Annotated in this window: 26 protein-coding genes; 10 read left to right on the top strand and 16 right to left on the bottom strand. The window is 36.3% G+C overall.

The window, feature by feature from the left end; all coding sequences use genetic code 11:
• Positions 1 to 28: 28 nt before the first annotated feature.
• The 3 genes from cbpB to FS608_RS07915 all read right to left on the bottom strand — a co-directional run bounded on the left by cbpB (position 29) and on the right by FS608_RS07915 (position 2,303).
• Complete coding sequence (gene cbpB / locus FS608_RS07925) at positions 29 to 481, bottom strand: cyclic-di-AMP-binding protein CbpB (RefSeq protein WP_144548730.1); 453 nt, start codon at positions 479 to 481, stop codon at positions 29 to 31.
• Between the two features lie 151 nt (positions 482 to 632).
• Positions 633 to 869, bottom strand: coding sequence for a YkuJ family protein (locus tag FS608_RS07920; protein WP_026566292.1), 237 nt, complete (start codon positions 867 to 869; stop codon positions 633 to 635).
• Between the two features lie 222 nt (positions 870 to 1,091).
• Positions 1,092 to 2,303, bottom strand: coding sequence for an EAL domain-containing protein (locus FS608_RS07915; protein WP_144548729.1), 1,212 nt, complete (start codon positions 2,301 to 2,303; stop codon positions 1,092 to 1,094).
• Between the two features lie 134 nt (positions 2,304 to 2,437).
• Between FS608_RS07915 and FS608_RS07910 the strand changes: the two genes are divergently transcribed.
• The 6 genes from FS608_RS07910 (at position 2,438) to FS608_RS07885 (ending at position 7,558) form a co-directional block, all read left to right on the top strand.
• The gene (locus FS608_RS07910; RefSeq protein ID WP_144548728.1) at positions 2,438 to 3,292 is read left to right on the top strand and encodes a C39 family peptidase; all 855 of its coding nucleotides are present in this window, start codon (positions 2,438 to 2,440) and stop codon (positions 3,290 to 3,292) included.
• A 225-nt stretch (positions 3,293 to 3,517) separates the two neighbouring features.
• Positions 3,518 to 3,982: a CBO0543 family protein gene (locus FS608_RS07905; protein WP_144548727.1), complete on the top strand. Its 465-nt coding sequence runs from the start codon at positions 3,518 to 3,520 to the stop codon at positions 3,980 to 3,982.
• A 365-nt stretch (positions 3,983 to 4,347) separates the two neighbouring features.
• The gene (locus FS608_RS07900) at positions 4,348 to 5,220 is read left to right on the top strand and encodes a metallophosphoesterase (protein WP_144548726.1); all 873 of its coding nucleotides are present in this window, start codon (positions 4,348 to 4,350) and stop codon (positions 5,218 to 5,220) included.
• 187 nt (positions 5,221 to 5,407) lie between these two features.
• Positions 5,408 to 5,884, top strand: a complete 477-nt coding sequence (locus tag FS608_RS07895) for a YkyB family protein (RefSeq protein WP_144548725.1) — start codon at positions 5,408 to 5,410, stop codon at positions 5,882 to 5,884.
• A 158-nt stretch (positions 5,885 to 6,042) separates the two neighbouring features.
• Complete coding sequence (locus FS608_RS07890) at positions 6,043 to 6,243, top strand: hypothetical protein (RefSeq protein WP_144548724.1); 201 nt, start codon at positions 6,043 to 6,045, stop codon at positions 6,241 to 6,243.
• A gap of 160 nt (positions 6,244 to 6,403) precedes the next feature.
• Positions 6,404 to 7,558 carry an aminotransferase A gene (locus tag FS608_RS07885; RefSeq protein WP_144549387.1) on the top strand — a complete coding sequence of 385 codons (1,155 nt, stop codon included), beginning with the start codon at positions 6,404 to 6,406 and terminating at the stop codon, positions 7,556 to 7,558.
• Between the two features lie 50 nt (positions 7,559 to 7,608).
• On the opposite strand, the gene FS608_RS07880 is transcribed toward FS608_RS07885, so the two are convergent.
• From FS608_RS07880 to FS608_RS07845, 9 genes are all read right to left on the bottom strand, one after another.
• Complete coding sequence (locus tag FS608_RS07880; protein ID WP_144548723.1) at positions 7,609 to 7,788, bottom strand: hypothetical protein; 180 nt, start codon at positions 7,786 to 7,788, stop codon at positions 7,609 to 7,611.
• A 73-nt stretch (positions 7,789 to 7,861) separates the two neighbouring features.
• Complete coding sequence (locus tag FS608_RS07875) at positions 7,862 to 8,737, bottom strand: NAD(P)-dependent oxidoreductase (protein WP_144549385.1); 876 nt, start codon at positions 8,735 to 8,737, stop codon at positions 7,862 to 7,864.
• Positions 8,738 to 8,902: 165 nt separating this feature from the next.
• Positions 8,903 to 9,376, bottom strand: a complete 474-nt coding sequence (locus FS608_RS07870) for a hypothetical protein (protein ID WP_144548722.1) — start codon at positions 9,374 to 9,376, stop codon at positions 8,903 to 8,905.
• Positions 9,377 to 9,464: 88 nt separating this feature from the next.
• Positions 9,465 to 10,250 (bottom strand): SDR family oxidoreductase, encoded by a 786-nt coding sequence (locus tag FS608_RS07865; RefSeq protein WP_144548721.1) that lies wholly within the window; start codon positions 10,248 to 10,250, stop codon positions 9,465 to 9,467.
• A gap of 132 nt (positions 10,251 to 10,382) precedes the next feature.
• The gene (locus FS608_RS07860; RefSeq protein ID WP_144548720.1) at positions 10,383 to 11,018 is read right to left on the bottom strand and encodes an FMN-dependent NADH-azoreductase; all 636 of its coding nucleotides are present in this window, start codon (positions 11,016 to 11,018) and stop codon (positions 10,383 to 10,385) included.
• A 107-nt stretch (positions 11,019 to 11,125) separates the two neighbouring features.
• Positions 11,126 to 11,272 carry a hypothetical protein gene (locus FS608_RS30135; protein ID WP_186328651.1) on the bottom strand — a complete coding sequence of 49 codons (147 nt, stop codon included), beginning with the start codon at positions 11,270 to 11,272 and terminating at the stop codon, positions 11,126 to 11,128.
• A gap of 231 nt (positions 11,273 to 11,503) precedes the next feature.
• Positions 11,504 to 13,216, bottom strand: coding sequence for a phosphoenolpyruvate--protein phosphotransferase (ptsP, locus tag FS608_RS07855; RefSeq protein ID WP_144548719.1), 1,713 nt, complete (start codon positions 13,214 to 13,216; stop codon positions 11,504 to 11,506).
• Positions 13,216 to 13,482 carry a phosphocarrier protein HPr gene (locus FS608_RS07850; RefSeq protein WP_144548718.1) on the bottom strand — a complete coding sequence of 89 codons (267 nt, stop codon included), beginning with the start codon at positions 13,480 to 13,482 and terminating at the stop codon, positions 13,216 to 13,218. The genes ptsP and FS608_RS07850 overlap by 1 nt, the downstream gene beginning before the upstream one ends.
• 281 nt (positions 13,483 to 13,763) lie before the next feature.
• Complete coding sequence (locus FS608_RS07845) at positions 13,764 to 13,958, bottom strand: hypothetical protein (RefSeq protein WP_144548717.1); 195 nt, start codon at positions 13,956 to 13,958, stop codon at positions 13,764 to 13,766.
• Between the two features lie 249 nt (positions 13,959 to 14,207).
• Between FS608_RS07845 and FS608_RS07840 the strand changes: the two genes are divergently transcribed.
• The gene (locus tag FS608_RS07840) at positions 14,208 to 14,396 is read left to right on the top strand and encodes a YkvS family protein (protein WP_026566278.1); all 189 of its coding nucleotides are present in this window, start codon (positions 14,208 to 14,210) and stop codon (positions 14,394 to 14,396) included.
• Positions 14,397 to 14,457: 61 nt separating this feature from the next.
• Here the strand turns inward: FS608_RS07840 and FS608_RS30730 are convergent, their stop codons facing one another.
• On the bottom strand, positions 14,458 to 14,577 hold the full coding sequence (locus tag FS608_RS30730) for a DUF6254 family protein (RefSeq protein ID WP_222127323.1): 120 nt from the start codon (positions 14,575 to 14,577) through the stop codon (positions 14,458 to 14,460).
• 145 nt (positions 14,578 to 14,722) lie between these two features.
• On the opposite strand from FS608_RS30730, the gene FS608_RS07835 reads away from it, so the two are divergent.
• Positions 14,723 to 15,334, top strand: coding sequence for a CPBP family intramembrane glutamic endopeptidase (locus tag FS608_RS07835; protein ID WP_144548716.1), 612 nt, complete (start codon positions 14,723 to 14,725; stop codon positions 15,332 to 15,334).
• A gap of 32 nt (positions 15,335 to 15,366) precedes the next feature.
• Here FS608_RS07835 and FS608_RS07830 read toward each other — a convergent pair whose 3' ends face one another.
• Positions 15,367 to 16,416, bottom strand: coding sequence for a YkvI family membrane protein (locus FS608_RS07830; protein WP_144548715.1), 1,050 nt, complete (start codon positions 16,414 to 16,416; stop codon positions 15,367 to 15,369).
• A 192-nt stretch (positions 16,417 to 16,608) separates the two neighbouring features.
• Here FS608_RS07830 and FS608_RS07825 point away from each other — a divergent pair, with 192 nt between their 5' ends.
• Positions 16,609 to 18,762 carry an ATP-dependent Clp protease ATP-binding subunit gene (locus FS608_RS07825; protein ID WP_144548714.1) on the top strand — a complete coding sequence of 718 codons (2,154 nt, stop codon included), beginning with the start codon at positions 16,609 to 16,611 and terminating at the stop codon, positions 18,760 to 18,762.
• A 50-nt stretch (positions 18,763 to 18,812) separates the two neighbouring features.
• On the opposite strand, the gene FS608_RS07820 is transcribed toward FS608_RS07825, so the two are convergent.
• Positions 18,813 to 20,507, bottom strand: a complete 1,695-nt coding sequence (locus tag FS608_RS07820; RefSeq protein WP_144548713.1) for a M3 family oligoendopeptidase — start codon at positions 20,505 to 20,507, stop codon at positions 18,813 to 18,815.
• 95 nt (positions 20,508 to 20,602) lie between these two features.
• Entirely contained in the window at positions 20,603 to 21,043 is a 441-nt protein-coding gene (locus FS608_RS07815; protein ID WP_144548712.1) for a MarR family winged helix-turn-helix transcriptional regulator, read from the bottom strand.
• Between the two features lie 345 nt (positions 21,044 to 21,388).
• Here FS608_RS07815 and FS608_RS07810 point away from each other — a divergent pair, with 345 nt between their 5' ends.
• The gene (locus tag FS608_RS07810) at positions 21,389 to 22,630 is read left to right on the top strand and encodes an MFS transporter (protein WP_144548711.1); all 1,242 of its coding nucleotides are present in this window, start codon (positions 21,389 to 21,391) and stop codon (positions 22,628 to 22,630) included.
• The last annotated feature ends 16 nt before the right edge of the window (positions 22,631 to 22,646 follow it).

Here is a 22,646-nt window from a genome sequence, read left to right as displayed (position 1 = left end):
AAGCTCCCATTTCGGGAGCCTAAAAGCATCATTTTTCACTGTTTTGAAATTTATTAATTATTTTATTTACTTGATTTAATAAAGTGCTTCTTGGTAAAATCCCTTCAAAATAACCATCTTCAGTCTCAACGCATAAAAAAGGTTGAGTAACGAGTAACTCAAGGCATTTTTTAATAGATGCAGAAATTTTCACTCGCGGTACCGAGCTTTTCATAATCTCTTCTACGCGTTTCTTCTCAAGTTGTTCAAACTCAATTCTTTCTAATCCTAGAATTGAATCCATAATAATAGGTGTGCTAATTAACCCATGAAGTTTGTAATGGGGATCTAACACAGGAATCGCCGTATAACCGCTTTTTGTTAAAACTAATAAGGCATGCTCGAGGTTATTGCCAATTTGCACATGTGCGACCCGTTCAGAGGGAATCATTAATTCTTTTATCGTTAATTTTAAAAATTCATCGTTAGGAAGACTGATCATCGCCGTAACTCCTCAAATTTGTTTTTCTACAGTTACATTCTACCATAGTATTCAGGAGTCTGTGCTAATTTTGGTACCGTAAAGGTGGAAACGTCTTTGACTCCTCCACCATTATGCACGACACGAAAAAGAAAGGAACCCTTAAGGTCCCTTATTGAATCAAATCAAAAATTTCAATTGTAATCATATCAATATTGTCAAATTGATAACGTTTTGGTTTTTCCTTTTCATTATATACTTCTAATTCAAATGTTTCCGTTTTCGGATGAAATGTTACTTGACACTTCCGATCACCGTTTACTTCGAAATAGCGTTGCGCTGGTTCACCACTATTTGCTGTTTCCTGAAGATTTTTTAATCTTGTTAATATACCTTGAAGCTGTGACATATGCTCCGACTCCTTTCCAACCAAACAAACATCTACAATTATATTTCTCATTTAGCATTTTTCTATCCGAGTGGATGACTTTCATAATTTTCCAGCCGTATTTTAATATGCCAATATTAAAAGAATAAAATAACACCGACCATTTGTCCAAGTAAAAATAAAAAAATAGGGTAATTTTTTCTATATGAACGATATTTGGGTATTAACTATCCATGCAATCCTTTAAAGTAATTGGTCGTTTTGAAATAAGTATTGATAGGAAATATCAATAAACAAATAATCATCCCCATTCATAGGAAAAGAAAAAGTACGAATGGTTTCTCCATTTTCTATATCAGAATATAAGTCGGATAAAATCCCTTTCCGTTCATTTCTCATTTTAATAATATTTTCTAAAAAATATGGTCGCCAGCTCCAGTTTTTATGAATGTATTCGGATTGTGAAATCCAACCGTCTTTCGCTTTGAAAATATTGACAGATTTCTGGAAACCATCCTCATCACATACATACATCCTAAAGGCAATCTGGTCTAATTCTTTTATTAAAGCCTGAAAAAGTGTTTGATATGTTCCATTCCTGTTTTTCATCACAATCTCTTGGACCCTAGCTTGAAAGGCTTCTGCGGTCGTATAAACGGCCTCTAATTTCTTTTTTTCATAGGAAATAAAGTCATGAAATTTATCTTTTAAGCGCTCTTTCAACAAATCATGTTGAATAAAGTCAGGGGCAGGTGGATGTAAATAATATCCCTGATAATAGCGGCCGCCATTTTTCCAAGCAAATTGCAGCTGGTAACTCATCTCAATATTCTCAAACAAGAGGGTTGCACCTATTTTCCTTGCCAAAAGAGATAACGAAAACAATACATCGTTAAAATTTATTCCTGTTGATGTTGATTTTAAAGCCTGTAAGTTAATTTTCAAAATATCTGGCTCAAGTTGTCCAATCCGTTCAAAATAATGGCTTTCACTATCAATTCTTGCAATGGCTATTTTTATTCCATAGGTTCGATAATATTGCAGTAAGTGATCAAATTGATTTAAATCCCCAGAATAATTCCGATCAGATATTTCAAGGACAATTCGAGTGAGATCAAAACCTTTTTTTTCAAATAAAAGCAGTTCTTGTAAGAAAGGCTCACCATGCCCGTACATTAATAAATCAGCATGTCGATTTAAAAAAATACTTACATCCTCATCTAGGGTCAGTGCTTTTTCAAGCGCCATTTTAACTAATAACAAATCCACTTCGTATTTATATTCATCAGGAATTTGATCATCCTGAAAAAAGTTTCCTAAACTAATGATATCTTCTCCAGATCTATATCTCCCTAATACCTCATAGGCAATTACACTTTGTTGATCGGCACTAAAAATCGGTTGAAAATAGGGAAATACATTTTCAAGATCCGATAGTATTTCCAAAGCATCCATCCAAGTACCTCCAAAAATTTTTTCTTATTATACCATACGCTTATGTAAGAATTATCGTTCTTTTCCAAAAGGATACCATTATAGCCGCCTAGAAACAATCATATCCTATACCCAAGTTGTTTGATAAGGAGGATATGTTTTTGAAAAGACTTTGTTTATTAACGATGATCCTTCCTATGCTTGGATGTAGTCACTTTGATGCTGATACCAATGACAAAATTGAAAAGAAACAGCTTCTCTCTTCGGTAACAGTAGAAGATAAAACACCCAACTCTTCAGCAACTAAGTTAAATAGCACTCCATACAAAATGAACGATGTAAAAGAGCAAGTGATAAATGTTAAGAATTCAGTTAATAAAAGCAAGTCGGTTACTACCACCCAAAAGAAAAAAGACTCCGCAATGCTGAATGTAGTGCTAATTAAGCAAAATCCTGAATTACGATACGGTTGTGAGGTCACAAGCCTTGCCATGGTATTAAATTATGCAGGAGTAAAAACAAGCAAAATCGACCTTTACCGATCTGTTAGGAAAGATTCTGACCCGTTAATCAAATCACCAAAGGGTGATATTTTACGTTGGGGAAACCCTGCTGATGGCTTTGTTGGAGATATGACTGGCCGAAGGGCAGGCTATGCAGTATTTGATCAACCAATGATTGCCTTAATCAACCAAAAGCTTCCTGGAAGAGCGGTAAATTTAACAAACAAGCCGTTCGATCAAGTATTAGAGCATGTATCAGCAGGATACCCTGTCGTAGTATGGACAACCGGGGATTATCGCCTGCCTGATCGTTGGGAGGGTTGGTACCACGGGAAGCAATATATTAAAACTCCCCTCGATCTACACGCCGTCGTCTTAGTAGGATATGATAACCATTATGTCTACTTGAATGACCCTCTTTCGGGCAGAAAAAAAGTACGGGTTGGAAAACAACAATTTATATCATCTTGGAAAGCATTAAAAAGCCGAGCCGTTAGTTATCATTAGGAAAAGCAGCCAAACTTGGCTGCTCAGGCTGTCGAAAAACTTTCGATAGCCTTTTTTCTATTCAATTTTCTTAAATTTTAAGAAGACATATTTAAATCATTGTTTAAGCCACAAGATTCGGGAAGCGTCTTTTTTAATGGGTTTTATGCAATTGATAAAATCTTTGGTCTTTTTTTTGGTTATACTCATTGATAAGCAAAGTAAAGATAGGGGGCTATTTTATCTATGGAAAGAATAATGTTGTGGTCACTGCTTATAATCGGGATCACCCTATTGTTTTCTAGTTTAAGAAAAGCACCAATCAAAAATTGGATTTTAATTTTTTCATTGTCCTCTTATTTTTCAACGTTTTTTGGTGTTCTTGTTGTAGAAGAGAAAATGCTCGAATATCCAGTGAGATTTTTAAGTAACTATTTTAGTTCCAGCCTTCTTTATGAATATCTTCTATTTCCAGTTGTTTGTATTTACTTTTATCAAACGACTTATCGTTCAAGATATCTCAACATTGTTCTACAATGTATTTTGTACACCACTGTTTTAACGATCATTGAGTTATTGTTTGAAAGATATACCGAATTAATTAAATATCATACATGGACATGGCTATACACATTTATAAGCACCTTTCTCCTAATGATGTTTATCCGTTTCCTTATGCAGTTAATAAACAGGAAGGAAAGATTTATTTAAGGAATTTATTGTAAGGTTTACCGTTTTTATCTATCTATTACTTTTCTTTTAATAACTAAGAGCCATTTTTGCTCTTTCGCATTTTTCAATATTCCGTATCGGGCGCTTATCTTTAGTAATAAGGCGTCCTTTTGATATGCTCCTAAAGTGTTACAATTCTTTAGGTTGTTCTAGCCCCTGTTGATTAGAGCGGAAATCAACAGGCCCAGTAGCATGAGCCAACTTTGGCTGCTTTTATGAATATTTTATTTTTTTTGAATAAACACATACAAAGTACCTTTCCACTTGCATTATTTATCGTTTTTAATGAAAATACAGAAAGACTCTACTTTTTTAGGTAAATAAAAGATAGGCTGGTAGAAAAAATGGCTAAAAAACAGACGAGGAGAACGTTTTTAAGACGATCATTTGGCTCAGTCCTTACCCTTCTTGGATTAAGTTCGGGTGGATTTCTATATGCCAATCGAATTGAGCCTTCATTACTTGATATACAAGAACTTCAAATAATTCATCCACTAATCCCAAAGAGCTTTGATGGAATAAAACTAGTTCAATTTAGTGATACTCATTTAGGTTTTCAATATAATCTTCACCAATTTACTAAATTAGTAAAGAAAATTAATAGTCTTCAACCGGATATTATTTTGTTTACGGGAGATTTAATGGACGAGCCCAATCAATATACCGAAATTAATAAGTTGATGCCGATTTTAAAGAGTTTACATGCTCCACTTGGTAAGTACTGCATTTTTGGAAATCATGATCATGGCGGATATGGTTCTGATATATACAGAAATATAATGGTGAACTCTGATTTCAGCGTACTTTTAAATGAGTCAGCTCCCATTAAAATGAGTGATGGGAGCATCATCTATTTGCTGGGAATTGATGATGCGATGTTAGGGAATCCCAATCTGCCATTAGCTTTAAAAAATGTACCTAACAATACTTTTAATATATTATTATCGCATGCCCCTGATCTTGCAGAAACAGCAGCACAATATCCGATCTATTGGCAGCTCAGTGGCCATAGTCATGGGGGACAGATTAAAATCCCATTTTTAGGAGCACTTGTGACTCCTCCTTTTGGCCAATTATACCCAGAGGGTCTTTATTCAGTTGGTGATGATTCTCACCTATCACTTTATGTAAATAGAGGGATTGGAACCACTCGTCTCCCCTTTCGTTTTTTGTCAAAACCTGAGTTAACAATCTTTACGCTTAGACCCGAAAAGTAAGCAAAGAAAAACTCCTTCTCAATTTAAGATTAGGAGTTTTTTGCAATTAGAAAAATTTCTTATATTTTACAATAATGTTTGTACATTCGATTGTTTATATTTTACAATAAAATTAACGTTATATTCCCTTTTCTTAATAAAAAAGGTATAATATAAATGTTTTATATAACTGAAAGGAGAACATATTTTGAATCGTGATCAGAAAGGCCCCCTAATCAATCTAAATCTAACCATTGATAACCTCGCACAAGCTATCTTTATTGTGAATCGCCATGCCAAAACAGCACCCAATCCCAAATTATTGTACAAATTAAAACAGGAAACACTAAAGAAATTAATTGACGAAGGTAAAGCGAAAAAAGTGGGTCTCCATTTTTCTGAAAATCCGCGAAATAGTCAACAGCAATCCGACGTGCTAGTTGAATGTGGAAGGTACACATTCCATATGCCTCCAACGAAAACTGACTTTCTTAATCTACCCCATTTTGGGAAATTAGACGAACGAGTAAGAAATCCAAAAGCAACACTTTCCCTTAATTCAGCAAAAGCATTACTTCAACTTTATACAGGTATCTCCGAAAACGAGCAAATGCCACCGAAAAATAAAAAGAACAAAACCTATCAAAAGCCTATCTTCAAAAAATTAGGCGAACGATACTCTTGAAGCCAGGTCCCCTGGCTTTTTTATTTTGTGAATCTGTCCTTTTTCGCAAACAGCTTCGTGATGATTTTGTGAACAATATCACTAAATTATAGACGCGTATTCACAGCAGATTTACAATACAGTTATAAGATAAATCTATTCAAAGAGGTGCTTAACCAATGAAAGGTACTGCGATTCTTTTTCAGGAACAAAAGGTTACATTTATTGAAGATGTTGATCACTCTATTTATGAAGAGATTAAAGATCAATGTGGGTGCGAACAATGTAATTGCAAACTCGAAAATAAATTAGTTAATTTCGGTTTTGTGTCCCCTGTATTTTGGCACGAAGACGAAATTGACTGGGACTATGGATACTAAAACACTTTAATTTGTTATAAACTCCCCTCCCCCAAAAACGGTCTGAGAGCTCAGATCGTTTTTTTCATTCCTGTTTGGTAGAATCTTCACCCGAAAATAGTCTATAATCATTTTATACATAATAACTGAAATTAAGCCTCACTCGGAAGGATGGACAATGTTGGAGCATTTAATCAATGAACGTGTAAAAAATATCGAAATCTCCGGAATTAGAAAGTTTTTCAATATGGTAGCCGATGTCGATGACTTAATTTCCTTTACGATTGGGCAGCCTGATTTTCCTACACCAGAACATGTGAAAGCAGCCGGTATTGATGCGATTAAGCAAAACTTCACTTCATATACCCATAATGCAGGAACATTAGAATTAAGGGAAGCTGCTTGTAATTTCGTTAAAACTAAATATGGCTTGGATTATAAACCTGAATCAGAGGTTATCGTTACTGCAGGGGCAAGCGAGGCAATAGATATTGCATTTCGGACTATTTTAACAGAAGGTTCTGAAGTTCTTCTACCGGGGCCGATTTACCCTGGCTATGAACCAATTATTAATATGATGGGAGCTGCCGCAGTCCATGTCGATATTCGACAAAATCAGTTTCGGTTTACTCTAGAAATGATTAAACCCTTTATTACTGAGAAAACCCGCTGTATTGTACTTCCATACCCTTCTAACCCAACGGGAGTGAGTCTCTCAGAATCAGAATTAAAAGAAATAGCAGATTATCTTAAGAATAAAAATATTTTTATCCTGGCAGACGAAATATACAGCGAGCTTACCTATGATCAGCCACATAAGTCAATTGCCGCCTTTCTAAAGGAACAAACCATCCTCATTAATGGTTTATCAAAATCCCATTCAATGACAGGCTGGAGAATCGGCTTTTTATTTGCCCCTGATAGCATTGCAAAACATATTTTAAAGGTTCATCAATATAATATTTCTTGTGCCACTTCCATTGCACAGAAGGCAGCCTATGCGGCATTAACAACAGGTATTGATGATGCGCTTGTTATGAAAGAAGAATATTTAAAAAGAAGAGAATATGTCTACAAGCGTTTATCTGCTATGGGACTAGATGTAATTAAGCCAGATGGTGCTTTTTATTTCTTTATAAAAATCCATAAAACCATTGGATTAAACAGCTTTGATTTCTGCCTTAAGCTTGTTCAAGAAACAAAAGTGGCTGTTGTTCCAGGTAGCGCTTTTTCAGAATATGGAGAGGGCTATTTCCGTTTATCGTTTGCATGTTCCATGGAATTATTAGAACTCGGCCTAAACCGGCTAGAACCATTCTTGAAAGACTTGAAATAGGGAAAATTTAAGACCCTCACATTGAATGTGGGGGTCTTAAGATGTTAGTATTACTGCCCTTTGTATTTCCCATTATTTTTAGGTGCTTTTTCTTTTTTTGCTTTTTCTTTATGTGCTTGATTTGCCGCTGCTGAACCTATTTCAGTGGCGAATTCTTCGTTGGCAACTGCAGAATCAAATCCCTTTTTATTTTTTTGTTTAGCGTCGTTCTTTTTCGTCCTTTTAGCCATGATACAATTCCTCCTATATCAAGATTTCTCTCATAGTTTCAAATAGATAGGAGGAATTTATTCAATCCAATTATCACTTCCAATATTTATATAGCGCTTGGGTGCCGCTATTTTCTTCTCCTCTTTCTGCTAATTGATCATATAAAGACTTTGCTAAGGAAAGACCTGGTACTTCCATCTCCATTCGTTCTGCTTCATCTATCGCAATTTTCATATCCTTTATAAAATGCTTTATGTAAAAACCAGGTTCAAAATTTCCTGCTAACATTCTTGGAGCAAGATTACTCAACGACCAGCTGCCAGCAGCCCCCGTGGTTATACTTTTAAGAACATTTTCAGGGTCCAGGCCAGCTTTTTCAGCATAAATAATCGCTTCACAGACACCGATCATATTTGAAGCAATGGCAATTTGATTGCACATTTTTGTATGCTGTCCCGCACCTGGTTTACCTTGATAGACTACGTTCGTTCCCATTAATTCTAAAATAGGCCGCACCTCATCAAAAGCCTCCTTTTCACCCCCAACCATAATTGAGAGCTTAGCCTCTTTTGCTCCTACATCTCCACCAGATACTGGTGCATCTATAGCCTGAATCCCTTTTTTCTTTGCTTCCTCATAAATTCTAAGCGCAAGTGAAGGGGAGGAGGTTGTCATATCGATAAAGTAACTACCTGGATTTCCATTATTGATTAAACCATCTCCACCAAGGTATATTTCCTCCACATCGTTTGGATACCCGACCATTGTAAATGTTACCGATGCATTTTCAGCCACCACTTTGGGTGTTGCAGCCCACTCTGCACCTTGATCTAATAGTTCTTGAGCTTTTTCCTTTGTCCTTGAATACACAACTAAGGAGTATCCCGCCTTTAATAAATGCCCTGCCATACTTTTTCCCATAACCCCAGTACCAATAAACCCAATCACCGTATTTTCTGGTGTAAGCAACATCATCATCCCTCTCATGTTTATTATCTTTTTAATTTTAGCATTATACAAAAAAAATTTGGCAAAAAAAAACCGGAGCGTCCCAATCGCTCCAGCCTTTGTGCTCCATCTCCAATATTATGCACATTTTTATTTTGTCCTTTTTCATCCCAACATAATCATAATTTACAACTCTGATGAAAAGTTTGTTAGATAGGCACGGCCGAATACTTCTTGATTATTAAATACTTCAATCGAAACCGCATTATCCTTTTCTATCATGTTTTTAAGTTCATGAATATGTAAATCTTCTTTCAGAGGAAGCGGGTCCATAAAAATATATTTTCCGCTTTTTCCTTTTACTTCTAAATATTCACCGTTTAACACTTGATCTTCGCCGTAAACTATTTCTCTTTTCCCAATTGCGGCTGCTAGTTTATCATCATGAATAGTCACTTTTACCTTATATAATTGCTGCCCAGATAAGATTTCATTGTTAATTCGAAATCGGAACTGTAATTCATTGTTTTTTGTCAACAAAGCATCTGCATAACGATTGACAATTAATTCATTGGAAAAAAGTAAACCACAGCCACTTAATAGAATGGACCCACATAGAACCAAGAGCAAAACAGTCATTAATCGAATATTTTTCAGCATGTAATAACACTCCCTTAATATTTTTACCATAGCCAAAATACATCGGTAATAAACGTAAAGAAAGGTTAATATAGGAAAAAACTTTGTTTTAGATTGCTTTGATCATCCCTCCATCTACTAAAAATGAACTGCCTGTCATATAGGAATTAGCATCAGATAACAGGAACGCTGCAACATTTGCAAATTCCTCAGGAGTTCCGTATCTTTTTAAAGGAATTCCTTCTTTAGCCTTTAATGCAACTGTTTCCCTGTCAACTCCTAATTTATCTGCGTTTACTTGATCTAAATGATTAACGCGGTCCGTTGCAATTCGACCAGGCGCAATCGTATTAATTAAAATATTATAGGGAGCTAACTCCGATGCTAGTGTCTTTGAAAGTCCAACAATACCAGTTCGAAAAGTGTTTGAAAGAATTAATCCTGGAATCGGTTCTTTAATTGAACTAGAGGCGATGTTAAGAATTTTCCCGCCTTGTTGTTTTAAATAGGGCAATGCTGCACGAATCATTCGAACATATGATAATAAATTCAATTCAAAGGAATTCTGCCATTCTTCATCTGTTAATTCCTCAAATGAACCTGCAGGAGGACCTCCAGCATTGTTCACTAACAAATCAATACTTTGAAATGTATCTACAGTTACTTTTACCAACTGATCAATATCCTTTACATTCATTATGTCAGTTTTTTGGTAGGCTACTTTTCCCAAACCAATAGATTCAAGCTGACTTGCTTTCTGTCTCAGCTTTTCCTCTTCACGGCCAGAAATCATAACATTTGCTCCCTCTTTTATTAAACGTTCAGCTATTGCAAACCCTAGGCCCTGGCTCGAAGCAACAACCAAAGCTGTTTTACCTGTTAAATTCAACTCCATCGTGTTCGATTCCTCCTTCATAAATCTAAATCTACTACTAGTATACAGGATATATCGAGGGAATACTTGGTAAAAGTTCATAAAAAAAGAGACAGATTTCTTCTGCCTCTTTTCAACAAACTAGAGATACTTTTAAAAGGTGTGTGCCAAATCTTTTGCTCTTGCAATTGCATTTTCTTTAATTTCTTGTGCTTTGTCAGGCATGGCATTATGACCTTCTACAAACAGCCCCTCAAGGGAAGGAACACCAAAGAAACTCATCATCACACTAATATACCGGTGTCCCATTTCCATCTCAGCTGCAGGACCCTCTGAGTAAAACCCACCTCGGGCTTGTATATGCAGGGCTTTTTTATCCGTCAACAAACCTATAGGACCCTTTTCGGTATATTTAAAAGTCTTTCCTGCTACTGCTACTGAATCAAGATAAGCCTTCATAATAGGTGGAAATGAGAAATTCCATAGAGGCGTGACAAATACATATTTATCGGCACTCACAAACTGCTCACTTAACTCGTTAAGACGGCTGACTTTTTGCTTTTCCTCTCCTGTTAGTTCACCAAAACCTTGACCGGAACGGAGTTTCCCCCATCCGCTAAAAACATCTGCATCAATATGAGGTATATTTTCTTTATATAGATCTAGATGAATAACCTCATCACCGGAATTAACTTGTTTATAGCTATCAATAAAAGCCTTACCTACAGCCATACTATAGGACTGTGTTTCATTGTGAGGATGTGCCGTTATATACAATACACGTACCATTCATGCTCCACCTTTCATTTAAATAAAAACAATATTATTATCAGTTAAAAGACAAAAAAATAATCAAAAAGGATTTGCCCGAAGACAAATCCTTTTTCTTCCATCATTTATTCATTTGTTTCAAGGGAGTAAGGGTTACGACCAATATTACTTCTCATTTCATCAGTCATCTGGAATGGTTCATTAACCAATGCCTCATTTGTTGCCTGACCTAGTTGTGAACTTCCATCATAATGTACAGGTTTTTGTTCCATATTTCCTTTCGCCTCCACCATTACTACTATATTATGTACAATCATCACCTAATATCTTGCCTAATTTTGTCTATTAATCATCCATAAGAACTGTTTGAAAATAGGTATTAGGTATTACTTTTTATTATACTCAAAAATCGATAATAAAAAAGATAAATAATATGAAAAATCAAAAAAATACACTCACAAAAAAACCGGCTAATTATTAGCCGGTCTTTCTGTTTCATATAATTACTTTGTCGCAGCATTAACTGCTTCGATAACCTGATCAGTTGTTTGCATATTTAAAACTTCTTGAGCAAGCTTTTCCATATCAGATTTTTTCAAATTCTTGATTTGCGAGCGAGCTTTTAAGATTGATGTCGCACTCATTGAAAATTCATCAAGTCCAAGTCCGATAAGAACTGGAATGGCTGTTTCATCTCCTGCCATTTCCCCACACATACCTGTCCATTTTCCTTGTGCATGTGCTGCATCAATAACCATTTTTACTAATCGTAAAATGGATGGGCTATATGGCTGGTACAAGTAAGAAACACGCTGATTCATCCGATCAGCAGCCATAGTATATTGAATTAAATCATTTGTACCGATACTAAAGAAATCTACTTCTTTTGCAAATTGATCCGCTAAGATAGCCGTAGACGGAATTTCGACCATAATACCAAGTTCAATACCTTCGGCAACTTTTTGGCCTTCTGCAAGAAGTTTTTGCTTTTCTTCTTCAAGAATCGTTTTGGCAGCACGGAACTCATCTAGAGTTGCAATCATTGGGAACATGATTTTTAAGTTTCCATAGTTGCTAGCCCGTAACAGTGCTCTGAGCTGGGTTCTGAAGATGTCTTGCTCTTCTAAACATAAGCGAATAGCCCGGAAGCCCAAAAATGGATTCATTTCCTTTGGAAGATCCAAATAAGGAAGTTCCTTATCTCCACCGATATCAAGAGTACGAACAACAACTGGCTTACCATTTAAACCCTCTAATACAGCCTTATAGGATTCAAACTGTTCTTCTTCTGTTGGTAGTTGATCTCTTCCCATATAAAGGAATTCAGTCCGATATAGACCTACACCCTCACCGCCGTTTTCAATAACTCCTTTTAAATCCTTCGGAGTTCCGATGTTGGCTACTAATTCAACATGATGATCATCATTTGTTACAGTTGGTTCATTGACAAGCTTGGCCCATTCGGCTTTTTGAATTTCGTATTCTTCATGAATTATACGGTACTGTTCAACCAGCTCAGGTGTTGGGTTAATATGTACCTCACCCTTTAGTCCATCAACAATGACAAGATCTCCATTATTGATTTCCTCTGTCGCTGACTTTGTTCCAACTACCGCTGGAATTTCCATTGATCGAGCCATAATGGCAGAATGTGAGGTACGACCACCAATATTTGTTGTGAATCCTAAGACAAATTGTCTGTTTAATTGTGCTGTGTCGGAAGGCGTTAAGTCTTCCGCTACAATAATCACTTCTTCAGCAATCATACTTGGATTTACTAGCTGCACACCTAATAGATGAGCTAATACACGCTTTGTTACATCACGAATATCTGCAGCACGTTCTTTCATATATTCATTATCCATCTGTTCAAACATCATAATGAACATATCTGCTGTTTCCTTTAATGCAGATTCAGCATTTACTTTATCAGACTGAATTTTATCTTCAATTGGTGAATTTAATTCAGGGTCACTTAACACGAGTAGATGTGCTTCAAAAATCGCTGCTTTATCAGCTCCAAGGTCTACTTTGGCACGGTCACGAATTGCTTCGAGTTCTGTTTTAGATTTCTCTATTGCCTTGCGGAAACGGTCAACCTCTGCCGCAGCATCATCAATTGTTTTTGTTTCAAATGATAAATCTGGTTCAACAAGACGGTATGCTTTTGCAATAGCGATACCATTTGATGCGGCTATCCCCTGTAAAAAAGTCATTATTCTGCCAATCCTTCTTTTTTCAATGTCTCTTCAAGGCTATTTAATGCATCGTTTGCATCGTTTCCTTCTGCTGAAATGGTAATATCAGCTCCTTGGCCAACACCTAGAGACATAACGCCCATAATTGATTTTAAGTTAACTTTTTTACCTTTATATTCTAAATGAATCTCAGAATCAAATCTGCTTGCTGTTTGAACTAATAAAGTTGCGGGTCTAGCGTGGATTCCTGTTTCTGCGATTATTTTAAATTGCTTTTCTGACATGCTAATCATACTCCTTTAATATTTATATAAAATTCAAACTTGCTTCATTAAAAATAAACATTTCTCATCATTTAGTCAACTAAATCGTTAATTAACTAAAGAGAAAAAATCATTTCTTTTCAGCTATTTTTTCCAAAAAGAAAACAAACATGTAATGAATAATACCATTTTCGACTTATTCGAACAACTGAAAAGTCTATTTTATATTGAATTGTCACAAAACTGTCAAAAACTCTCAAAAACTATCATGAATTTTTCTGAGAGCCCCTTGAAAAATTAAATTAACTCCTTGCTTCTTTTAGATATTGATACAAAACATCGCCGCCCCTTTGCCCGATCCCGCGGAAATGCTTAAAATCTTTTCTTTTCACCAATACCTGACGAAATTCCATAAACTGATCGTTTGTGACATAATACTCAGAAAGTTCCCCTGTCATGAGGCGATCCAAGATATCTGTAATCATTTCTTCCGTCATTCCCAACACCACCTTTACCTGGATTTATATTAACGTAACCACATAACCTTAATCCAACATTATTAATTTTTTCACTATAATTGAAAGCGTTTCCTATTCTTTTGTTGCCTTTTTTCTCATATAATTATATTGTTAATAAAGAATTAACATAATTGTCAAATAAAAGGCTTTACGAAACGAAAAAAGTAGTGCAAACTGTTATTTAACTGGATTTTATTTATAGTTTTTGAGGTAAAGGAGAGAGACATTATGAGAAAAGCAGAAGTTGGAAATATCATAGAATTCCGTGGTGGTTTGAAAGGGATTGTTGAAAAGGTAAATGAAAATTCTGTCATTGTCGACCTAACTGTTATGGATAATTATCGTGATTTAGAATTGGATCAGCGAACTGTTGTCAATCACAAAAACTATAAAGTTATAAAAGAAAGCGCTTATTAAAATAATAGAATACTAGAAAAGGCAGGCCTCGTTATGGCTGCCTTTTCTTTTTTGACCTTAGTTATTGGCCCTTTCCTGCTTCATTAGCCAATTGCTTTTTTGTTTTTACTTTTCCATGTGGATTTTGATCTTGCTTCCGGACAGTCCATTCTCGTTCTTGTTCACTTTTTGATTTGCTCATTTCTTTCACTCCCTTCCTTTTTTATTTTTTTCTATTCTTTATGTTCTAACCTAACGAAACAGTAAAATTCGAGATGTAATGATTTCCATTCGAAAAACTTATTTGATAAAATATATTTTATGTTTTCTAAAAAGGAGATCGCGTAATGAAAAAATTCTTCCAAGACCCACGCATACTGATTGGCTTAATTATTGCACATTTACTCTTATTTTTTTCATTTCATGATAAAGCGATCTTTTGGTATATTTTTGCTGGTTCGATTCTAATCTTAATCGCTTATGCTATGTTTCAAGAAGAAGTGGATGATAACGTATCCTTTATTCAATATATTTTTCTTGGGGTACTAACCGGTTTATTATTATATAGTATCTTTTGGCTTGGGATCCGTGGAATGAAGATACTGCATCTACCCTATGATACAAGTCTTAAGAACCTATATAAATGGTTTGCTCCAACAATATTTTGGCAATATCTTGCCCTTGTATTAGTTGCAGCCCCAGGAGAAGAACTTTTCTGGAGGGGTTTTATCCAAAAAAGATTGAGCAAAAAGTTTAAGCCAGGGTTCAGTATTTTGGCAGCTTCAATCCTGTATGCTTCCGTCCATATTTATGCTGGCTCATTTTTGTTAGTTCTTGCGGCCTTTATTTCTGGTGTAGTTTGGGGATATCTGTATCTATGGAAAAAGAGCATGCCTTTGGTGATTGTTTCTCATATCATTTTTGACTTGATGATGTTTATTATCTTACCTTTACATTAAAAAGCAGTTGCTCTCCCGAACAACTGCTTTTGTTATTTTCTGATACTTGTTGGTAATGGTTTTATCCAAAGTAAAATAAAAAAAATCATGCAAATATACCCAAACAAAGGATATAAATAGGAGAGCAGCGTCCCATAATTTACAAGACTGATCAGATAAGAAACAACAAAAATGAGCGTTACAGATAGCATTGTCGGTATAGACGAATATTGTTTCAACTGTCGATCGAGTCCAAAGACATTTCCAATCACTGAGGTGAAAATTTCTCCATAAATAACGAGAACAAAAATCCAAAATAAAAAAGGAGCTAAATTTTTCATGACAATGGCCATTGGGATGTTATATATTTCTAAACTAGGGAGCATGATTAAGGAAAAATGACTGGCAATTAAGATGATAGTTAAAGCAGAACCTCCAAGAATACCTCCCCATTTAATCGTCCAATCATCCTTCACTTCTGTAGCAATTGGCACTAAAACTGCTTGAGATAGACCAAGATTTAATGCCACATACGAAAATGGGGCGATGACACTCTTCCAGCCATCATCCGCATGTGGGATAAATAGTAATTGATCTATAAAGTGGGGCATTTGCACTGAAAAGAGCATTAAGATAAGGCTGAAAGTTATCATTAGAGGAACAACAAACGTATTAACAGCAAATAGACCTTTTGTTCCAACTAACATAACTAAAAAGGATAAAAAAATGGTCAGGAAAACGCCGGCTGTTTTCGGTAAACCTAACTGTTCCTCAAACACTGCCCCAGCCCCTGAAAGCATAACGGCACTAACTCCTAGAAGCATAAAAAGCATAAAGATATTAATGACACGACTTGGCCATTTGCCAAACAAATACTCATTAAACTCTTGATAGGATTTTGCATTTATATGTGCAGCCATTCTCATTAGTTTAGAACCCAGCGCTATAAAGAGATAACCGCTCATTATTATACTTATTAAGCCAAAGAAACCAAATCGTGAAAAAAATTCAACGATTTCCTTCCCGGTGGCGAAGCCAGCTCCTACCACAGTCCCTACATAGACTGCAGCTATTTGAAATGCTTGCGTCCATTCCCTTTTCACATCATCTCCTCCTTATCATCAATATATGATGATAAGGACAAACAAAGACGAGCTTTTTTCCTTTAATTAGAAACCATTACCAAAACAAATCACTTGAAAGTCAAAAAAGGTCAGAGTATACTATCGTCATAAGGTCAAATATAGTCAAAGTCAAACATTATAATAAATTTTTTAATAGGAGGGTATTTACTTATGCTTTGTCAACAATGTAATGAAAATAATGCAAATATACAATTAAACATGATTATTAATGGACAGCGTAAGGAAATTAAACTCTGTCACGAATGTTATTCAAAAGAAAAGCAATCCCTAGGAGCCGGGCTAGGTCAAAATATGAACCTTTTCCCAAGTTTCCCATTTGAAGACTTTTTCATGTCTAATGCAAACCCTGGTAAGGATGACAGCAGTCGCCCTGTTACACAAACTGGTAGAAAAAGCGGACATAGCGGTTTTATAGATCAATTTGGACGAAATTTAACTCAAATGGGTAAAGCAGGCTTAATTGATCCTGTTATTGGTCGTGATGGAGAAGTACAGCGCGTTATCGAAATACTAAATAGACGTAATAAAAATAATCCCGTCCTAATTGGTGAACCAGGGGTCGGAAAAACGGCGATTGCTGAGGGTCTGGCACAGAAGATTGCAGAAGGAGATGTTCCCGGCAAGTTACGTAACAAAGAGGTTTACTTGCTGGACGTTGCGTCCCTTGTTGCCAATACAGGAATCCGCGGTCAATTTGAAGAGAGAATGAAACACCTCATTTCAGAGTTACAAGAGAGGAAAAATATTATTCTTTTCATCGATGAAATTCACCTACTAGTCGGTGCTGGTTCTGCTGAAGGCTCTATGGATGCAGGAAATATCTTAAAGCCTGCCCTGGCACGCGGTGAGCTTCAAGTTGTTGGTGCAACAACACTAAAAGAGTATCGACAAATCGAAAAAGATTCCGCTTTAGAACGACGCTTCCAGCCCGTTCATGTTATTGAACCAACACCAGAAGCTGCAATTGATATATTAAAAGGGATACAAAAGAAATATGAAGATTATCACCAAGTGACCTATTCTGATCAAGCAATTCTTGCCTGTGTGCAATTGTCACATCGCTATATTCAAGACCGCTTCTTGCCTGACAAAGCCATTGATTTGCTGGATGAGGCGGGTTCAAAATTAAACCTTATTTCAGATTATCAAAACAATGAACAAATTGAACAGCGCTTAAAAAATATTGTTGGTGAAAAAGAAGAGGCACTGAAAAGCGAGAATTATGAAAAGGCAGCTGCTCTTCGCGATGAAGAAGCCAAATTGGAAAAGGCATTAAATAAAGTTTCAAGTATAGAGAGACCCATTGTGGATGTATCACATATACAGGAAATTATTGAAGAAAAAACAGGTATTCCAGTTGGAAAGCTACAACAAGATGAACAGTTAAAAATGAAATCTTTAGAGGAAAATCTAAAATTTAAGGTTATAGGTCAGGAAAAAGCTGCAAAAAAAGTAGCTAAAGCGATTAGACGCAGTCGTGCCGGCTTAAAATCAAAACATCGTCCAATCGGTTCTTTCTTATTTGTCGGACCAACCGGAGTTGGTAAAACAGAATTAACGAAAACACTTGCCGAAGAACTATTTGGCTCTAAGGATTCAATGATCCGCCTAGATATGAGCGAATACATGGAAAAACACAGTATCTCTAAATTGATTGGCTCACCCCCTGGCTATGTAGGTCATGAAGAAGCAGGACAGTTAACAGAAAAAGTGCGCAGAAACCCATACAGCATTATTCTATTAGATGAAATTGAAAAGGCACATCCAGACGTTCAACATCTATTCCTGCAAATTCTTGAGGATGGACGCCTGACAGATAGTCAAGGTAGAATTGTCAGCTTTAAAGATTCCGTAATCATTATGACAAGCAATGCTGGCGTGGGCCACAAGACCGTTCATGTTGGATTCGGTACAAACGAGGCGATAGAAGAAGCAAGTATCCTTGACTCACTTGGCAGTTTCTTTAAACCTGAATTCTTAAATCGCTTCGACAGTATCATCGAGTTTAATTCACTCGGCAAAGAGCATATCCTTTTTATTGTCGACTTAATGATTAATGAATTACAAGAAACGCTTACGGAACAAAAGATTGAACTAACGGTGACGACTGAGGCAAAAGAAAAACTTGCACGGCTTGGATACCATCCAGCTTTCGGCGCACGCCCGCTCCGCCGTGTCATCCAAGAACAGCTTGAAGATAAAATAGCGGATTTTATCTTAGAGCAGCCAGAGATTAAAGAATTAACTGCTATTGTTGAAAAAGATGAGATAAAAGTAGTTTCTCATGTTACTGCTGTTAAATAAGCAAAAGCGAAGCCCTTCTAGAAATTGTAGAAGGGCTTCGCTCTTTTCATTTATAGATGCTTATCATCCACAGAGTTTAACCAGTTTTCAATCACACCCACTACCGATTCAACACAACCAGCCTCAAATGGCGAGATTAAATTCGCTGCTTCAACTAACTTAGTGAATGACATACTGCCGCCTAATTTGCATAATTTCACATAGTCTTCCCATGCTTCCTTTTGATTCTCTCTGGAGCGCTTCCAGAATTGAAAGGCACAAATTTGCGCAAGTGTATAATCAATGTAGTAAAACGGTGAATTAAAGATATGGCCTTGACGCTGCCAGAAGCCCCCATTTTCTAGGTATTCATTGCCGTCGTAATCTTTATGAGGTAAATACTTTTTCTCAATTTTACGCCACTGTAGCTTTCGCTCTTTTGGTGTAGCTTCTGGGTTTTCATAGACCCAGTGTTGGAATTCATCAACGGACACCCCATATGGCAGGAATAATAAAGCATCACTTAGATGAGAAAACTTGTACTTATCGGTATCTTCCTTAAAGAACAAATCCATCCATGGCCATGTGAAAAATTCCATACTCATGGAATGAATTTCACATGCTTCGTATGTCGGCCAAGCATATTCAGGAATCTCAAAATGACGACTCGAATAAACTTGAAATGCATGACCAGCCTCATGTGTAAGAACATCAATATCTCCAGAGGTACCGTTGAAATTTGAAAAAATGAAAGGAGCTTTATAATTTTCGATAAAAGTACAATAGCCGCCGCCGGCTTTTCCCTTCTTAGCCACAAGATCCATCAAATTATTTTCCTGCATAAATCGGAAAAATTCCCCAGTTTCTAGTGATAGGTCCTCATACATTTGCTGCCCATTTTCTATAATCCATTCCGGCGTACCCTTTGGAGTGGCATTTCCCGTTTGAAAATTAAAAGATTCGTCGTAATATTTAAGCTTATCGAGACCGATTCTTTCCTGTTGCCTCACCTTTAATTTTGTTGCGATTGGAACAATGTAGTCCTTTACTTGATTACGGAAATTGGCAACCATTTCTGCATTATAATCAGTTCTCATCATTCGATAATAACCAAGTTCAACAAAGTTTTTAAACCCAAGTTTCTGAGCGATTTCAGTCCTTACTTTAACAAGATCATCATAAATGCGATCAAATTCTGCTTCATGTTCAACCATAAAGCCAAATTTCGCTTCATTTGCTCTTTTTCTCATTTCTCTGTCAGTTGATTGAGCGAACGGCTCTAATTGGGCTAGAGTTCTTTCTTCCCCTTCGAAGTCAATCTTTGCAGATGCCATTAGCTTTGTATATTCCGTTGACAACCGATTTTCTTTCTGAAGTAAAGGAACAATTTCTGGTTTGAATGTCTTCAGCTGTCCTTCGGCAAGGGCAAAAAGCTGTTTACCCCATTTCGCTTCTAGTTGAGGCCGGAACTTAGAATCAACCAGTACTTGATAATACTTTGTCACTAACCCTTCAACCTCAGGTTGAATTTCATCCATATAATCTTGTTCTTCCTTGTAAAATTCATCATTGGTATCAATTGAATGACGGATATAACAAAGGTTAAACATCGTCCCTATGTCATTTCTTAATTTATTAATTTCATTCATTATTTCGTTTTGTATATCTACTGTGACTGCATTTTTTAAACTCTCAAGGGCAGCATTAAATTTTTCTGTTACTTCTTTTAAGTTCGGCCTTATGTATGTATAGTTTTCAAACCCCATTGAAACAACCCCTTTGTAAAATATTCCAACCTATTATATTATATACTATCGACTAACATTCCTGAAAACAAAAAAATACGGCCAAAATGGCCGTATTAGAATTTACCAGCAGGTAATCCCAGTTTTTTTAACAATTCAATCGCCTCTAGTTTTTCAGGTTCACTAAGCGCTGACATGAGATTATTGATTTGTTCTGCATGTTCAGGGAAAATATCCTGAATAAATTTTTTCCCATCTTCTGTGATTTGTGCATAAGTGACACGGCGATCTTTCGGACAGGCAATTCTTCTTAACATCCCTTTTTGTTCAAGTTTGTCGACCACGTAAGTAATACTCCCACTTGCCAGCAAGATCTTTCCGCCAATTTGCTGCATCGGCTGGTCACCCTTATGATACAGAAGTTCCAGAACGGCAAATTCGGTAGGGTTTAACCCGTTAGCCTGGATTACTTTATTTACATGTTCGTTTATAGCTTTATATGCTCTTGAAAGGACAATAAAAAGCTTCAATGAATTGGCAGTTGAATTATTTTCCATAAAAAACTCATCCTTTAATTATTGTCTGTGTTAAACTTGTCTGTTGATTTCCGTTCCAGGCACGAGCGGTTAGCGGGCGTGCCTGGAACGAAGGTCAACAGAGTACCAAAAATAACACAGCCTATATAATAAAATAATTTTATTTATATAAGAGATGGATCTTATAATTATCTTGATTTCAAGATTATTATAAAAAATTTTTGATGATTTGTCAATTTACCCAACAAGGAAGAGGTAAGAATGTTTATTATTGAATAAAGAATAAATATTTCTTATTTCCTTCATTCAATAGTAAGATAAGGTTAGCAAATAGTTACTAACTACTTAAATAAAGAAGGGATGTTTATGAGTCAACCAGCAGTTTTACCCTCACAGAAATCCAATACTTCTGAAGCAACCATGTACAAAATTTTATTTATTATTGGATTGTGTCATTTATTAAATGATGCCATTCAAGCTGTCGTCCCCGCGATGTTTCCTATCTTGGAAAAATCAATGGGACTGAGTTTTACCCAACTTGGGATAATTGCTTTTTCCTTAAATATGGTTTCATCCGTTATGCAGCCTATTGTCGGGTTTATTACCGACAAAAAACCAATGCCCTACGCACTCCCGGTTGGGCTCACTTTCACTTTAGTCGGTATTCTTGGATTAGGATTTGCTTCAAGCTTCGGATTGATCGTACTGTCAGTTCTGTTCATTGGTCTTGGGTCAGCGGTATTTCATCCAGAGGGTTCTAGGGTTGCCTATATGGCAGCAGGAAATCGCCGTGGATTGGCTCAATCAATATATCAGGTCGGCGGTAACACAGGGCAGGCATTAGCCCCTTTAATTACAGCGTTAATATTAGTTCCTCTTGGGCAAATCGGAGCTTCATGGTTTACGGTTGTAGCTGCACTTGCGGTAATCTTATTGGTCTATATTGCTAATTGGTACCATCAGAGATTAATAGTTTCTCCAAATGTATTAAAGAAAAAGCAATCTAGTGCAGGAACAAATAAAGGGTTAACGAAAGAGGTAAAAACTACATTACTTTTGATTCTGTTATTAATTTTTGCAAGGACTTGGTATACTTCTGGAATTACAAATTTTTATACTTTTTATGCAATCAAGGAATATTCCTTGACGATTAAACAGTCTCAGCTCTTCCTCTTCGCTTTTTTAGTTTCGGGCGCAGTCGGTACTTTTTTTGGAGGGCCTCTTTCAGATCGTTTTGGAAAAAAAACCATCATTTCTATCTCAATGTTAACGACCGTTCCTTTTTCTATTTTGATTCCGTATGCACCGCCGACTCTGGCGTTTATATTCCTGATTATCACTGGATTTATCTTAATGACTAGTTTCTCAGTTACGGTAGTATACGCTCAGGAATTAGTCCCAGGTAAAATTGGGACGATGTCAGGATTAACAGTTGGCCTTGCATTTGGAATGGGGGCAATTGGTTCTGTGGGCCTTGGTTATATTGCAGACTGGATTGGGATGCAATCAATGATAAGGTTGCTCGGAGTACTGCCATTACTAGGTATAATAGCTTTCCTTCTTCCAACCGATAAAAAGATCACGGAATGGAATAAGCAGGAAATATAAAAGGATGGGCACAGGA

The organism is Bacillus sp. X1(2014) (assembly GCF_007678255.1).
The sequence above is the reverse complement of the archived record's forward strand: the minus strand, read 5'-3'. Positions and strand labels throughout refer to the sequence as shown.

What these genes read in the sequence shown, in the direction of transcription:
- cbpB (WP_144548730.1), bottom strand. Translation starts at nt 481, where the DNA reads ATGATCAGTCTTCCTAACGATGAATTTTTAAAATTAACGATAAAAGAA.
- FS608_RS07920 (WP_026566292.1), bottom strand. Translation starts at nt 869, where the DNA reads ATGTCACAGCTTCAAGGTATATTAACAAGATTAAAAAATCTTCAGGAA.
- FS608_RS07915 (WP_144548729.1), bottom strand. Translation starts at nt 2,303, where the DNA reads ATGGATGCTTTGGAAATACTATCGGATCTTGAAAATGTATTTCCCTAT.
- FS608_RS07910 (WP_144548728.1), top strand. Translation starts at nt 2,438, where the DNA reads ATGTTTTTGAAAAGACTTTGTTTATTAACGATGATCCTTCCTATGCTT.
- FS608_RS07905 (WP_144548727.1), top strand. Translation starts at nt 3,518, where the DNA reads ATGGAAAGAATAATGTTGTGGTCACTGCTTATAATCGGGATCACCCTA.
- FS608_RS07900 (WP_144548726.1), top strand. Translation starts at nt 4,348, where the DNA reads ATGGCTAAAAAACAGACGAGGAGAACGTTTTTAAGACGATCATTTGGC.
- FS608_RS07890 (WP_144548724.1), top strand. Translation starts at nt 6,043, where the DNA reads ATGAAAGGTACTGCGATTCTTTTTCAGGAACAAAAGGTTACATTTATT.
- FS608_RS07880 (WP_144548723.1), bottom strand. Translation starts at nt 7,788, where the DNA reads ATGGCTAAAAGGACGAAAAAGAACGACGCTAAACAAAAAAATAAAAAG.
- FS608_RS07870 (WP_144548722.1), bottom strand. Translation starts at nt 9,376, where the DNA reads ATGCTGAAAAATATTCGATTAATGACTGTTTTGCTCTTGGTTCTATGT.
- FS608_RS07865 (WP_144548721.1), bottom strand. Translation starts at nt 10,250, where the DNA reads ATGGAGTTGAATTTAACAGGTAAAACAGCTTTGGTTGTTGCTTCGAGC.
- FS608_RS07860 (WP_144548720.1), bottom strand. Translation starts at nt 11,018, where the DNA reads ATGGTACGTGTATTGTATATAACGGCACATCCTCACAATGAAACACAG.
- FS608_RS30135 (WP_186328651.1), bottom strand. Translation starts at nt 11,272, where the DNA reads ATGGAACAAAAACCTGTACATTATGATGGAAGTTCACAACTAGGTCAG.
- ptsP (WP_144548719.1), bottom strand. Translation starts at nt 13,216, where the DNA reads ATGACTTTTTTACAGGGGATAGCCGCATCAAATGGTATCGCTATTGCA.
- FS608_RS07850 (WP_144548718.1), bottom strand. Translation starts at nt 13,482, where the DNA reads ATGTCAGAAAAGCAATTTAAAATAATCGCAGAAACAGGAATCCACGCT.
- FS608_RS07845 (WP_144548717.1), bottom strand. Translation starts at nt 13,958, where the DNA reads ATGACGGAAGAAATGATTACAGATATCTTGGATCGCCTCATGACAGGG.
- FS608_RS07840 (WP_026566278.1), top strand. Translation starts at nt 14,208, where the DNA reads ATGAGAAAAGCAGAAGTTGGAAATATCATAGAATTCCGTGGTGGTTTG.
- FS608_RS30730 (WP_222127323.1), bottom strand. Translation starts at nt 14,577, where the DNA reads ATGAGCAAATCAAAAAGTGAACAAGAACGAGAATGGACTGTCCGGAAG.
- FS608_RS07835 (WP_144548716.1), top strand. Translation starts at nt 14,723, where the DNA reads ATGAAAAAATTCTTCCAAGACCCACGCATACTGATTGGCTTAATTATT.
- FS608_RS07825 (WP_144548714.1), top strand. Translation starts at nt 16,609, where the DNA reads ATGCTTTGTCAACAATGTAATGAAAATAATGCAAATATACAATTAAAC.
- FS608_RS07820 (WP_144548713.1), bottom strand. Translation starts at nt 20,507, where the DNA reads ATGGGGTTTGAAAACTATACATACATAAGGCCGAACTTAAAAGAAGTA.
- FS608_RS07815 (WP_144548712.1), bottom strand. Translation starts at nt 21,043, where the DNA reads ATGGAAAATAATTCAACTGCCAATTCATTGAAGCTTTTTATTGTCCTT.
- FS608_RS07810 (WP_144548711.1), top strand. Translation starts at nt 21,389, where the DNA reads ATGAGTCAACCAGCAGTTTTACCCTCACAGAAATCCAATACTTCTGAA.